At 70.2% G+C, this 12,541-nt stretch carries 11 protein-coding genes; 7 read left to right on the top strand and 4 right to left on the bottom strand.

Going from position 1 to position 12,541, the window contains the following annotated elements:
* The first annotated feature begins 18 nt into the window (after window positions 1-18).
* Both F0U63_RS05515 and F0U63_RS05510 read left to right on the top strand, forming a co-directional pair.
* A complete protein-coding gene (locus tag F0U63_RS05515) occupies window positions 19-363 on the top strand; it encodes a hypothetical protein (RefSeq protein ID WP_395844422.1) in 345 nt (114 codons plus the stop codon).
* A 32-nt stretch (window positions 364-395) separates the two neighbouring features.
* Complete coding sequence (locus F0U63_RS05510) at window positions 396-1,274, top strand: RimK family alpha-L-glutamate ligase (protein WP_395844420.1); 879 nt, start codon at window positions 396-398, stop codon at window positions 1,272-1,274.
* A gap of 9 nt (window positions 1,275-1,283) precedes the next feature.
* On the opposite strand, the gene F0U63_RS05505 is transcribed toward F0U63_RS05510, so the two are convergent.
* Window positions 1,284-1,574 carry a hypothetical protein gene (locus F0U63_RS05505; protein WP_395844418.1) on the bottom strand — a complete coding sequence of 97 codons (291 nt, stop codon included), beginning with the start codon at window positions 1,572-1,574 and terminating at the stop codon, window positions 1,284-1,286.
* Between the two features lie 127 nt (window positions 1,575-1,701).
* On the opposite strand from F0U63_RS05505, the gene F0U63_RS05500 reads away from it, so the two are divergent.
* On the top strand, window positions 1,702-1,917 hold the full coding sequence (locus F0U63_RS05500) for a hypothetical protein (RefSeq protein ID WP_395844416.1): 216 nt from the start codon (window positions 1,702-1,704) through the stop codon (window positions 1,915-1,917).
* A gap of 10 nt (window positions 1,918-1,927) precedes the next feature.
* Here the strand turns inward: F0U63_RS05500 and F0U63_RS05495 are convergent, their stop codons facing one another.
* From F0U63_RS05495 to F0U63_RS05485, 3 genes are read right to left on the bottom strand one after another with little or no spacing between them, the layout of a single operon-like run.
* Window positions 1,928-2,830 (bottom strand): AEC family transporter, encoded by a 903-nt coding sequence (locus F0U63_RS05495; RefSeq protein WP_395844414.1) that lies wholly within the window; start codon window positions 2,828-2,830, stop codon window positions 1,928-1,930.
* Window positions 2,831-2,840: 10 nt separating this feature from the next.
* Complete coding sequence (locus F0U63_RS05490) at window positions 2,841-3,878, bottom strand: serine/threonine-protein kinase (RefSeq protein WP_395848319.1); 1,038 nt, start codon at window positions 3,876-3,878, stop codon at window positions 2,841-2,843.
* A gap of 42 nt (window positions 3,879-3,920) precedes the next feature.
* Entirely contained in the window at window positions 3,921-5,069 is a 1,149-nt protein-coding gene (locus tag F0U63_RS05485; protein ID WP_395844412.1) for a hypothetical protein, read from the bottom strand.
* Between the two features lie 157 nt (window positions 5,070-5,226).
* Between F0U63_RS05485 and F0U63_RS05480 the strand changes: the two genes are divergently transcribed.
* The 4 genes from F0U63_RS05480 (at window position 5,227) to F0U63_RS05465 (ending at window position 12,530) form a co-directional block, all read left to right on the top strand.
* Complete coding sequence (locus F0U63_RS05480; protein WP_395844410.1) at window positions 5,227-6,489, top strand: MDR family MFS transporter; 1,263 nt, start codon at window positions 5,227-5,229, stop codon at window positions 6,487-6,489.
* A 195-nt stretch (window positions 6,490-6,684) separates the two neighbouring features.
* Window positions 6,685-8,115: a TolC family protein gene (locus F0U63_RS05475; RefSeq protein WP_395844408.1), complete on the top strand. Its 1,431-nt coding sequence runs from the start codon at window positions 6,685-6,687 to the stop codon at window positions 8,113-8,115.
* Window positions 8,103-9,350 (top strand): efflux RND transporter periplasmic adaptor subunit, encoded by a 1,248-nt coding sequence (locus F0U63_RS05470; protein ID WP_395844406.1) that lies wholly within the window; start codon window positions 8,103-8,105, stop codon window positions 9,348-9,350. Before F0U63_RS05475 ends, F0U63_RS05470 begins: the two co-directional genes overlap by 13 nt.
* 6 nt (window positions 9,351-9,356) lie before the next feature.
* On the top strand, window positions 9,357-12,530 hold the full coding sequence (locus tag F0U63_RS05465) for an efflux RND transporter permease subunit (protein WP_395844404.1): 3,174 nt from the start codon (window positions 9,357-9,359) through the stop codon (window positions 12,528-12,530).
* Window positions 12,531-12,541 lie beyond the last annotated feature (11 nt).

Raw genomic sequence — 12,541 nt, 5'->3', positions numbered from 1 at the left:
CGACCGGAGGAGAGCACCATGGCGGCACAGGGCTGGAAGGCACGTGTAGTGGTGGGCCTGCTGGGGATCGCGGGACTCATGGCCGGCTGCACCGAGCGTCAGGATCACGAGCTGCGTCAGGACGCCCGGGAGGTAGGCAAGGCGGTGGGAGACACGGCCCGCGACGTGGGCGACGCGACGCGGGAAGCCGTCGAGGGGTTCAAGGAAGGCGTGGGGGGCTCCGGGACCGAGCAGGGTGACGGCCACATCGGGGACAAGAAGGGCGTCATCGACGACGGCGAGGGCCCGTTCGAACAGCCCGCCCAGCCCGGTGAGAAGAAGACCCTGCTCAATGATGGCGAGGGGCCCCTGGAGAAGAAGTAGCCGAGCCCCACTCCACCCGATATCGAGGGGCCATGCCCGTCCCTGGCACGCCCCTCGATATCGCCCTGGTCACCGCGTCCACCTACCCCCATTGCCGGCCCGACGAGACACTCCTCACCGAGGCGCTCGCCGCCCGGGGGGTGAAAGCCGGACCCGTCATCTGGGATGACCCGGCGGTGGACTGGAGCCGCTTCCGGCTCGCGCTCATCCGCACCGCCTGGGACTCGGACATGCGCCGTGACGAGTTCGTCGCCTGGGCCGAGCGCGCCGGAGCCCAGTGCCCCTTGTGGAATCCTCCCGAGGTGGTGCGGTGGAACACGCACAAGAGCTATCTGCGCGAGCTGGAGTCACGCGGTGTGCCCATCGTGCCCACGGCCTGGCTCGAGCGGGGTTCGACCCCGGACGTGGAGGCCCTGCTCGCCGAGCGCGGCTGGAGCGACGCGGTGGTGAAGCCCGCGGTGTCCGCGGGCGCGCGCGACACGCTCCGGGTGCGCGGGCCCACGGAGCTGCCCGCCGCGCGAGAGTTGGTGGCGCGCGTACTGCCGCACAAGGACATGATGGTGCAGCCCTACATCGCCTCGGTGGAGGGCCATGGGGAGCGCTCGCTGCTCTTCTTCGGAGGGGAGAACACCCACGCCATCCTGCGGCCCGCCGCCCTGTCGGCTCGTCCGGGTTATGATCCCACCCTCGCCGAGCCCATCCCCTCCACCGAGGAGGAGCGGGCCTTCGCCCGGAAGGTGCTCGCCGCCACGGGCTTCGAGCTCCTCTACGCCCGCGTGGACATGGCGCGGGACGAGCAGGGCGCGCTGCGGCTGATGGAGCTGGAGATCACCGAGCCCAACCTCTTCCTGCACCAGGGCGGCCCCGAGGCCGTGCGGGGCCTGGTGAACGCGCTGCTCGCCCGGCTCTGACGTCCGGTGCTACTTGGGCGCCGGCTTCGCGTCCGCGGCAAGCGCGGGCGTGGGCGCGGACTCGGGAAGGCGCGGAATCACCCGCTGGCTGTAGCGGGCGGCGAGTGACTCGGGCGTCAGCTCCTCCTGCGCCTGCTTGGGGTTGCTCGCCCACTCGAAGTCCTCGGGCACCTTGCCGCCACCCTGGGTCTTGTAGCCCATCATGTCCGGGAACTTCGCGGACCACTTGCCGCCGGGATCTCCCTCGCGGGTGACGGGCTCACGGGAGGGACGCGGGGTGTAATAGATGCCTTTTTTCATGAGGTCTTTCTCCTAGCAGGAGTGCGCGCGCTCCGGAACCCCTCGCCCGCCTCCTTGCTCTCCAAGGGAGCACGAAGAGCCGGCCCGTGTCCCTTGTGCTCGCCGGAAGCTGCGTTACCAGTGGATCATGAACGGTTCACCTGAACAGAACACGGGCGAGGGCATCGCCGAATTCGTCCTCCCTCAGGGATGCATGCTGTGTGGCGGCGCGGTGAACATCCGCAAGACACCGGGAGGTGGCGCGCACAGCTATTGCCCCCACTGCCACTGGCTGTCCCGGCCACGGCTGCGCATGCGCGCGGACGGCCTCGAGCTGTCCTTCGCCACGGAAGCCTTCGCCTGAGCCAGGGCTCCTATCCCATCAACCACAGGGCCGCGGGCACCGTGAGCAACGACAGCGGGATGCCCACCCCCACCATGAGGGCGGACAACTCTGGATCCAACCCATGGTCCACCGCGAGGATGGCCCCCGTCACCATCGGCGCCATCCCCGCCTGAAGCACGGTCACCTCGTAAGACAGACGGTCCAGCCGCGGCAGCGCGAGCAGCAGCAGCGCGATGCCGAGCGGGGCCAGCACCAGCTTGTAGCCCAGCCCCAGACCCAGTGCTTTTCCCCGGCCCCGCAGGCCGGACAGCCGCAACTGGTAGCCCACGGAGAAGAGCGTGAGCGGGGTGAGCGTCGAGCCCAGCCGCGCCAGCACCCCATCCACCCACGTGGGAAACGCCCACGGATGGGTGAGCAACGCGAGCACCAGCGCCACCAGGGGCATGAAGCCCACCAGCTTCTTCCACAGCGCCGCCGGGTGGGTCTCCCTCTGCGCGGCGCGCGCGGCGTAGATCGTCGCCACCGTGGCCAGCGCCAGGAACGAGCCCAACTGGTCGATGACCACCGCCACCCGCAGGGCCTCGGGACCGCGCAGGCCCTCGATGAGCGGCAGGCCCACGAACGACGTGTTGCCCAGGCCCCCCGTGAGCACGAGCGCCGCCACGCTGTCGGGCGCCAGCCCCAACCGGGGGCCCAGCGCGTGGAACAGCAGCCAGGCCGCGCCGAAGATGACCCAGGGCACGGCGGCGGACAGCAACAGCTCGGGCGCCAGCGTGAGCCCGTGCACCGAGCGCAACACCAGCGCGGGCAGCGCCACGTTGATCACATAGGCGTTGATGACGTGCGCCGTGTGCTCGTGGAAACGGCCACTGCGCCGGGCGGCCATCCCCAGCAGGAGGCTGGTGAACAGCAGGCCGAGAACGGAAATCATGACACCTGCCTCATGAAGGGCGTTTGAGCACCAGGGGCCACAGTTTCGCCAGCGCGGCACGCAGCTCGGTCGCGTTGCGGTAACGGTCCTCCGGGCGCTTCTCCATCAGCTTCAACACGACGCGTTCGAAAGGCTCCGGCAGCGCCGGACAGAGCAACCGGGGGGGCCGGGGCGCCTCCTGTACATGCAGGAACATCAACGGCACGGGCTGCGAATGGCGGAAGGGAAGTTGCCCGGTGAACAACTCATACGCCACCACGCCCAGGGAGTACAGGTCCGAGGCGGGTGACACGGGGGGAGTGCCCATCACCTGCTCGGGCGCCATGTACTCCGGGGTGCCGAGCGTGGCGCCCTGGGCCGTGGTGCCCGGCACGTGCTCGCTCTTGGCCAGGCCGAAGTCCATCAGCTTGAGCACCCCGGTCCGGGTGATGAAGAGGTTGCCGGGCTTGATGTCCCGGTGCAGCACCCCGCGCGCGTGCGCGTGCTCCAGGGCCACGGTGGCGTGGGTGAGCCAGCGCAGGGCAGCGGCCAGCGTGGGCCTGCGCTCCTGCAGGAGCTGGCGCAGGTCCATGCCCGCGAGCAGCTCCACGGTCAGGAAGTGCCGCTCCCCATCCCACCCCACGTCGAAGACGCGCAGGATGTTGACGTGCTCCAGCGCTCGCGCGTGCTCCACCTCCCGGCGAAAGCGCGTGACCAGCGTCTCCTCCGCGTGGGGCACCGCCAGGACCTTGAGCGCCACGTGCTGGTTCGTCTTCAGGTCCAGCACCTCGTACACCGCGGCGGTTCCTCCCGAGCCCAGCCACTTGCGCACCTGGTAGCGGTCCGCGACCACCTGACCCGGCACCAGGCCGCGCGCCACGACGGGAGCGGGCAGGGGCGTCACCGCCCCCTGGATGAGCGTGCCGCGAGGGGACACCGGTGGCGTCGCCGGCCGCAGGGTCTGCTCCAACGCATGGCTCGGGCGCCCACCCGGAGGCGACGCGGGGTGCCCTGGCGACGAGTCGCTCAGGTAGGTCACGCCACCGCCATCATCATCCGTCGAGTGCACCGCATCCTCCTCCCGCCAGCGCCGCGGCTGGCCCATCCCCGCTCACGTCTCCAGCAACGAGACGTGGGAAGGAGCCCCATTGCCCTCGATGTCCAGGTGGGGCGTGGGCAGGTTGTACTCGGCGGCGGCGGTGGTGGCTTCCACCATGATGGGGCCGGCGATCTCCGGGGGCTCGCCCTGGCACAGCAGCTCCACCACGTGCTCCAGCGTCCACTTGCCCAGCCGCTTCACCACCAGACGCGAGCCCTCGAGCTGGGCCGTGTCCATCAGTTGCTGGCTGGCCGCGAGCTTGGCCTCCGCCGAGTCTCCCAGGTAGCCGCGCGCCAGCGACAGCACCCGGTCCACCACCGTGTTCCACGCCTGCAGGTGCGTGCGATCCTGCGCCTCGTCGATGATGTCCAGGCCCACCTGCAGCCGCTCCATGCGCTCGAGGAACTGCTGCACCAGCGGCCCGCGGATGATGCGGCCGTGCTGCGGGGCGAGGATCTCCACCGCGGGCGTCAGCTTGCGGATGGCCGCCACCGCGCGCACCAGCGCCGTGTTCACCGGCATGTAGATTTGATGGAAGGCGCGGATGCCCGTCCAATCGGACTCGTCCGCCCACAGGCCCTGGGCCTTGGAGTCGGTGAGGCCGCCGAAGAGGTCCCCCGTGAAGAGCACCCGCGTCTGCGGATCGTAGAGCATCACCGCGCCCCGGAAGTGGCAGAAGGGCGAGGGCACGGGCAGCAGCTTGTGGCCGGTGGGCACGCTCAGCCCCTGGGAGAACTTCTCCGTGGGGATGAAGCGGTTGCGCGGCAGGTTCTGGTGGACGATGAGCCGCCAGGTGTCCTCGGAGCACAGGATGCTCGCGCGCGGCGAGTAGCGCGCGGAGATGATGCTCGCCGAGGAGCCCACGTCCGGATCCTGGTGGTTGATGAACAGGGCCGACAGCCGATCCATGCCACCAATGAGCGAGGCCACCTTGGTGTGGATGATGGAGAAGTCGCTGCTCGAGCCCGGATCGATGAGCAGGTTGAACTCCGCCGGCTTTTGCGTCCTCGAGTCCGTGCCGCGGAAGCGGCGCAGATAGGGGTTGGCGTAGAAGATATTGCCGGGTTCGCGCTTGCCCACCCAGAAGGTCTCGGGGGCGATCTCCACGGACACGCGGTGGGGATCCTGGGGGTGGTTCGGCGTCAGGGTACCGCTGCTCATGACGTTCCTTCACGCAAGAGGGGGCTCGACGGAGGCGACATTAACAGCCCGGGCGCCGCCGCGATGGCCGTCGCTCCAGGCAGACGGCCTGGAGGGCGCTCCCCCCTGCTATCTCCTGGCGCTCGCGAGGTCCACTCCCGCAGACTGCCCATTCGACATGAGCGACCTGGGCGAACGGTGGGTGAAGGAAGCGCGGGCGCTGGTGGGCGGCCTGCCGAGCACCTACTGGTACCTCTGGACAGGCACGCTGGTGAATCGCCTGGGCTCCTTCGTGGTGCCCTTCCTGGCGCTCTACCTCACGCGGGAGCGCGGCTTCCGGGTGGAGGAGGCGGGCGGGGTGGTGGCCCTGCACGGCGCGGGTGCCGTGCTCGCGGGACTGGTGGGAGGAACGCTCGCGGACCGCATCGGCCGGCGCGCGACCCTGCTCGTGGGCCTGTGGCTCGGCTCGGCGGCGATGCTCGCGCTGGGCCTCGCCCGGGACACCTGGCAGATCTGCGGGGCCGCCTTCCTCCTGGGCCTGCTCGGCGAGCAGTACCGGCCCGCCGTCTCCGCCGCCATCGCGGACGTGGTGCCCCCCGAGCACCGCGCCCGCGCCTTCAGCCTGCTGTATTGGATCATCAACGTGGGTTTCTCACTCGCCCTGCCCCTCGGGGGATTCGCCTCGCGCGCGGGCTTCCTCACCCTCTTCGTCGCGGACGCCTGCACCACCTTCCTCTATGGCGTCATCGTCTGGTGGAAGGTGCCGGAGACGCGCCCCACCCACCTGCCGCGCACCGCGTCCACTCCCGCGCGCTCGCTCCCCTCGCTCGCGCCCTTCCAGGACACGGTGTTCCTCGGCTTCTCCCTGCCCATCCTCCTCACCGCGATGATCTTCATGCAGTACAACGTGACGCTGCCCCTGGACCTGGCCGCGCGGGGCATGACCCCGGCCACGTTCGGCTTCGTGCTCTCGGCCAACGGCGTGCTCGTGGTGCTCCTGCAACCCTTCGCCGGCCGCCTCCTGGGCTCGATGCGGCGCTCCACGGCGCTCGCGATGGCCTCGGCCCTCACGGGACTGGGCTTCGGGCTGCACGGGCTCGGCGCACAGGTGCCCCTCGTCCTGCTCGCGGTCACGGTGTGGTCGATCGGAGAGGTCCTCCAGGCCCCCGTTGCCTCGGCCGTGGTCGCCGACCTCGCCCCACCCCACCAACGCGGCGTCTACCAGGGCGCGTACGCCACCCTGTGGGCCGGCTCCGCCTGCCTCTCGCCCCTGCTCGGCACCTGGCTGCTCGGACACCTCGGCCGCGCGGCCCTGTGGGGAGGGTGCCTCGCGGTGGGCCTGTTCGCGGCCTCCTGGCACCTGGCCGCCGCCGCCTCCCGCCGCCGCCACATGGACGCCCTGCGCCAGCTCTACCCCGACGTGAGCACCGCGCGCGACTGAGCCCCACCGCGCCCGCCCTCCAGCCACTCGCTCGAACGCCCGCTCGCCCACCCGCCTCGCTGGCGCGGCGTGTCATCCACTTCGCTTCGAGTGAAGGAGTGCTCACCAGTCGGCATCCGAGATGTCCTCGAGTGTCAATGATCCACGGAACAGGCAGCCGAGAGCCCGGACAGTCACCACTGTGAAGTGCCTGTCATGACTTCCTACCTCCTCACCGCCTTCCTCTCACAGGCCATCCTCGTACCTGGAGTGACGCTGGCCCAGGCCAGCCCTCCACCCGCGCCTCCCCAGGAGGCCACCGCGCAGCCACCTCAACCCGAGGTGTCGGACCCGATGCTGGCCCCTGTCCCCCCGGCTCCCGTCCAGGTGAGCTCCTGGGACGAGGCGCTCCAGTTGCTGCGTCAGCGCTCCACGGAGCTGGGGACCGCGCTGGCCCGGGTGGAGACGGCCTCGGGCCAGCGGCGCGTGGAACTCGCGGGCCTGCTGCCCACCCTCAATGGCTCCGCCTCCGTCCAGTACAACCTGCTCGGCCCCACCGTGGCGCTCGGAGGCGCGCCCGGAAACGGAACGGGCGGAGGTGGAGCGGGTGGAGGTGGAGCGGGCGGTTTCACGACGACCTCGCCCCTGGGCACCGCCAACGTGGCGGCCTCCCTGCCCCTGTTCGATCTCCAGGCGGTCCACTCGCTGCGCGCGGCGGACGCGTCCCGCCAGGCCGCGGAGTTCTCCCTCGGCGAGACGCGGCGGCAGCTCACCCGCACGCTGGCCCAGACCCTGGCCCAGGTGGCCGCCTCCGAGCGCCTCGCCGAGGTCAACCGCGTCAACCTGCGCTCCTCGCTGGAGCGGCTGGCGCTCGCGCAGCGGCGGATGGAGCTGGGCGCGGGCACCCGCCTGGATGTCATCCGCCTGGAGCAGGACGCGGAGGCGGCGCGCGCGCAGGTGGTGTCCGGCGACGAATCGCTGCGTCAGGCACGCGACGCCCTGGGCTTCCTGCTGGGCAGCCCCCAACCGGTCGGGCTCGGCGGCGGGCTGTCCCTGGAGGAGCTGATCCACCGGGGCCAGCGGGAGTGCCGCGCGCTGCAGGAGCTCCAACAGCGGCCGGACCAGGCGGCGGCACGCGCGCAGGTCGAGGCCGCGGAACGCCAGGTGTCGGCGGCGCGCTCCCAGTACCTGCCCACGCTGCAGGCGCAGAGCAGCGTGACGGCCCTCACGGTGGACCCGGGCTTCGCGCGCGTGCCCATCTGGAACATCGGCGCGGTGCTCACCCTGCCCTTCTATGACGGCGGCGTGCGCGAGGGGCTGGTGTGGCAGGCACGCGCCCAGGAGGACATCGCGCGGCAGGCGGCGGTGAACGTGGAGCGCTCGGCCACGGTGGAGGTGCGCCGCGTGCGCCGCAACGTGGACGTGACGGGCGAGCAGCAGCGCATCGCCCAGCGCGCGAGGGAGCTGGCGGCGGAGAACGACCGGCTCACCCGCCGCTCCTTCGAGGTGGGAGCGGGAACGAGTCAGGACCTGGTGGTGTCGGCGGCGGCGCTGCGGCAGGCGGAGCTGAACCTGGTGGTGAGCGAACTCCAGTTCTTCCAGGCGCGAATCGAATCATTCTTGGTGGAGGCTGCATGCGACTGGTGAGTCGTGGTGTAGGGGTGTGGTTGACGGTGCTGGCCCTGGCCGGCTGCCAGAGTTCCGGCGGCAACGCGGGCGGTCCCCAGCAAGGCGCGGGAGGTCCGGGAGGCGCCGCCGCGGGCAAGCCCATGCAGGTGGAGGTGCTCAAGCTCGAGCCCGGTCCGGTGCGCGACATCGGCGAGTACCTGGGCACGCTCATCTCCCGGCGCAGCATCAATCTCTATCCGCAGGTGGCGGGCTACGTGCAGCGCATCGCGGTGAAGCCCGGTGAGCAGGTGAAGCAGGGCCAGCTCCTACTGGAAGTGGATCCTCGGCTCGGGCGAGCGGGAGTGCAGAGCGCCCAGGCCCAGCGCAGCTCCGCCCAGGCCCAGCGCCAGTTCGCCCAGAGCACGCGCCAGCGCGCCGAGCAGTTGCTGCGCGAGGGGCTGATGAGCCGTCAGGACTATGAGCAGGCGGTGTCGCAGGCGGCGGCCGCCGAGGCCAACGCGCGCAACGCCGAGGCCCAACTGTCCCAGCAGGAGGTGGAGCTCGGCTTCTACCGGGTGACGGCGCCCTTCGACGGCGTGGTGGGCAGCATCCCGGTGAAGGTGGGCGACTACGTCACGTCCCAGGTGGCGCTCACCAGCGTGGACCAGAACCGCGCCCTGGAGCTGTCCGTGTTCATCCCCGCCGAGCGCGCGGCGGACGTGGAGGTGGGACGCACGCCCCTCGAGGTGCTCGATCAAGACGGCAAGCCGGTGGTGAGCGCCCCCGTCTTCTTCGTGGCCCCCGCGCCCAATCCGACGACGCAGCTCGTGGAGCTCAAGGCCGCCTTCGACAACGCGGTGGGGCTGCGCAACGGCCAGGTAGTACACGCCCAGGTGGTGTACTCCGAGCGCCAGGCGCTGCGCCTGCCCACGTACGCCGTGTCGCAGCAGAGCAGCCAGTTCTTCGCCACCGTCGTGGCCGAGGGGGATGGAGGCATCAGCGTGGCACAGCGCACGCCCGTGAAGCTCGGCCAGCTCCAGGACAACCACTACGAAGTGCTCGGCGGCCTGAAGCAGGGCACGCCCGTCATCATCGGCTCGCTGCAGGCCATCCGCGACGGCCAGCCCATCGACCCCAAACCGGCGAAGCCGAGGCCGGAGCAGGAGGAGCAGGGCGTGGGAGGCGCCGCGAACACCGGCACGGGCGAGCCCGCCGACACGGGCACCGCGGGCCCTCGCGACGCGGGCACGGGCGGCACGGACGGGGGCAGGTGACGGCACATGTTCTCCGACTTCTTCATCAAGCGGCCCATCTTCGCGAGCGTCATCTCCATCCTCATCACGCTGGTGGGGGCCATCTCCATCCCCAGCCTGCCCGTCGAGCAATACCCCAACCTGGCCGCGCCCCAGGTGACGGTGACGGCCAACTACCTGGGCGCCTCCGCCGAGACGGTGGAGAGCGCGGTGACGACGGTGCTGGAGCGCCAGCTCAACGGCCTGGAGGGCATGCGCTACATCTCCTCCACCAGCAGCAACAACGGCCAGAGCACCATCACCATCACCTTCGAGCCCGAGCGCGACATCGACGTGGCGGCGGTGGACGTGCAGAACCGCGTCGCCACCGCCTCGGCGCGCCTGCCCTCGGAGGTGAACGCGCTGGGCATCGTCATCAACAAGGCACAGTCGCAACTGCTCGTCTCCTACGGCCTGTATGACAAGGAGAAGCGCTATGACATCGGCTTCCTGAGCAACTACGCGGACGTGTACATCCGCGACGCGCTCCTGCGCGTCAAGGGCGTGGGCGACGTGCGCATCTTCGGCGAGCGCCGCTTCGCCATGCGGCTGTGGTTGGACCCCACCAAACTCGCCAGCCGTGGCCTCACCGCCGCGGACGTGACGAACGCGCTGCGCGAGCAGAACGTGCAGGTGGCCGCCGGCCAGGTGGGCCAGCCCCCCGCTCCCGCGGGCCAGTCGTATCAAATCAACGTGCAGGTGCTCGGCCAGCTCTCCACCCCCCAGCAGTTCGAGAACATCGTCGTACAGCGCGGTCAGGATGGCTCGCTCGTGCAGGTGCGGGACATCGGCCGGGTGGAGCTGGGCGCGGAGAACTACAACCAGATGCTGCGCTTCAACGGGCAGGAGGCGGTGGGCCTGGGCATCTCCCAGCTCGCCGGTTCCAACGCCCTGGAGGTGCGCGCGAACGTGGAGAAGGAGCTCGAGCGGCTCAAGGCCAACTTCCCGCCGGGGCTCGTGTACGAGCGCGCCTTCGACACCACGCTCGCGGTGCAGTCCTCCATCGACGAGGTGATCCACACGCTGTTCGAGGCCATCGTGCTCGTCATCGTCGTGGTCTTCATCTTCCTGCACGGCTGGCGCAGCATCCTCGTGGTGGCCACGACGCTGCCCGTGTCCCTCCTCGGCACGTTCGCCTTCGTGAGCGCGTTCGGCTTCTCGCTCAACACGCTGACGCTGCTCGGCCTGACACTCGCCACGGGCCTCGTGGTGGATGACGCCATCGTGGTCATCGAGAACGTCGAGCGCGTCATGGAACAAGAAGGAGTGGACGCGCGCGAGGCGACCCACCGGAGCATGAAGCAGGTGGGCGGCGCGGTGGTGGCCACGGCCCTGGTGCTCTCCGCGGTGTTCGTCCCGGTGTCCTTCTTCCCGGGCACCTCGGGCTCCATCTACCGGCAGTTCGCCCTCACGCTCGCCTTCTCCATCAGCCTGTCGGCGCTCGTGGCCCTCACGCTGTCCCCCGCGCTGTGCGCCATCCTGCTGCGGCCCCAGGAGGGCACCAAGTGGCGCGTCTTCCGCTGGGTGGACAAGACGATGAACACCTTCCGCGACCGCTACGCGCGCTTCCTCGGCCGGCTGCTCGGGCCGCGCATGCGCTGGGCGCTCTTGGGCCTGTTCGTGGTGCTCATCGGCGTCACCGCGCTGCTCTACCGCGTCACCCCCACCGGCTTCATCCCGGAGGAGGACCAGGGCTACCTGATCGTCGCGGTGCAGGGCCCCGAGGGCTCGTCGCTGGACTACACCAAGCAGGTGCTCATCCAGGCCGAGGGCATCCTCAAGGAGCAGAAGGAGGTGGCGAGCCTGTTCACCGTCGGCGGCTTCTCGGTGCTGGGCACCGGCCCCAACTACGGCACGCTCTTCGTCAGCTTGAAGCCCTGGGAGGAGCGAGAGGAGAAGGAGCAGAGCCTGGCGGGCATCATCGAGCGGCTGCGCGGGCCGTTCGCCGGCATTCCCGGAGCGCGGGTGCTGGCCTTCCAGCCGCCCACCATCCGCGGCGTGGGCAGCGTGGGCGGCTTCGAGTTCGTCCTGGAGGATCAGCTCGGCACGCGCACGCTCGACGAGCTGTCCGCGGCGACGCAGCAGCTCACGGGCAAGGCCAACCAGGGAGGACAGCTGCGCAGCGTCTTCTCCTCCTTCACCGCCACCACCCCGCTGCTCACCGTGTCCGTGGACCGGGAGAAGGCCAAGGCGCTGGGCGTGTCCCTGGACGCGCTCTACTCCACGCTTCAAATCTTCATGGGCAGCCAGTACGTGAATGACTTCACGCTCACCAACCGCGTCTACCGCGTCTACGTGCAGGCGGCCACGCCCTTCCGCAACGAGCCACGCGACATCTCCGCCTTCTACGTGCGCTCGACGACGGGAGAGATGGTGCCCCTGGAGAGCCTCATCACGGTGAAGCCCGTCACCACCGCGCAGAACATCCAGCACTACAACCTGTTCCGCTCGGCCTCCATCAACGGCCAGGGCGCGCCGGGCACCAGTACCGGCCAGGCGCTCGAGGCCATGGAGGCCGTCGCCCGGCAGAACCTGCCCAACGGCTACACCTTCGAGTGGACGGGCCTGTCGCTCGAGCAGAAGGAGGCGGGCGGCAAGGTGCTGCTCATCTTCGCGCTGGGCATCGTGTTCGTGTTCCTGGTGTTGTCCGCCCAGTACGAGAGCTTCGCCCTGCCCTTCGTCATCATGCTCGCGGTGCCGGTGGCCATGATGGGGGCGCTGGGCTTCCAGTTGATACGAGGGCTCGTCAACGACGTCTTCTGCCAGGTGGGCCTGTTGATGCTGGTGGGCCTCGCCTGCAAGAACGCCGTGCTCATCGTGGAGTTCGCCGAGCAGCTGCGCCACCAGGGCAAGGGCGTGGTGGAGGCGGTCATCCAGGCGGCGGACACGCGCCTGCGCCCCATCCTGATGACATCCTTCGCCTTCCTCCTGGGCGTGCTGCCCCTGGTGCTGGCGTCGGGCGCGGGCTCCTCCTCGCGCAAGTCCCTGGGCACGGCGGTGTTCGGCGGCATGCTCCTGTCCACCTTCATCAACCTCATCTTCATCCCCGTGCTCTACACGCTGGTGGAGACGGCCCGCTCCCGGCTGCTCAAGCGCCACGAGCACGCCAGGCCGCCTCCCTCGCAGCCCACCGGGGGCGAGGGAACGCCGCACCCGGCGTGACGGGACTCGAG

Source organism: Cystobacter fuscus (assembly GCF_044360685.1).
In the GTDB taxonomy this organism is placed as follows: domain Bacteria; phylum Myxococcota; class Myxococcia; order Myxococcales; family Myxococcaceae; genus Cystobacter; species Cystobacter fuscus_C.
This window is presented reverse-complemented; position numbering and strand designations above follow the sequence as displayed.

What these genes read in the sequence shown, in the direction of transcription:
- F0U63_RS05515 (WP_395844422.1), top strand. Translation starts at nt 19, where the DNA reads ATGGCGGCACAGGGCTGGAAGGCACGTGTAGTGGTGGGCCTGCTGGGG.
- F0U63_RS05475 (WP_395844408.1), top strand. Translation starts at nt 6,685, where the DNA reads ATGACTTCCTACCTCCTCACCGCCTTCCTCTCACAGGCCATCCTCGTA.
- F0U63_RS05505 (WP_395844418.1), bottom strand. Translation starts at nt 1,574, where the DNA reads ATGAAAAAAGGCATCTATTACACCCCGCGTCCCTCCCGTGAGCCCGTC.
- F0U63_RS05500 (WP_395844416.1), top strand. Translation starts at nt 1,702, where the DNA reads ATGAACGGTTCACCTGAACAGAACACGGGCGAGGGCATCGCCGAATTC.
- F0U63_RS05470 (WP_395844406.1), top strand. Translation starts at nt 8,103, where the DNA reads ATGCGACTGGTGAGTCGTGGTGTAGGGGTGTGGTTGACGGTGCTGGCC.
- F0U63_RS05465 (WP_395844404.1), top strand. Translation starts at nt 9,357, where the DNA reads ATGTTCTCCGACTTCTTCATCAAGCGGCCCATCTTCGCGAGCGTCATC.
- F0U63_RS05480 (WP_395844410.1), top strand. Translation starts at nt 5,227, where the DNA reads ATGAGCGACCTGGGCGAACGGTGGGTGAAGGAAGCGCGGGCGCTGGTG.
- F0U63_RS05485 (WP_395844412.1), bottom strand. Translation starts at nt 5,069, where the DNA reads ATGAGCAGCGGTACCCTGACGCCGAACCACCCCCAGGATCCCCACCGC.
- F0U63_RS05510 (WP_395844420.1), top strand. Translation starts at nt 396, where the DNA reads ATGCCCGTCCCTGGCACGCCCCTCGATATCGCCCTGGTCACCGCGTCC.
- F0U63_RS05495 (WP_395844414.1), bottom strand. Translation starts at nt 2,830, where the DNA reads ATGATTTCCGTTCTCGGCCTGCTGTTCACCAGCCTCCTGCTGGGGATG.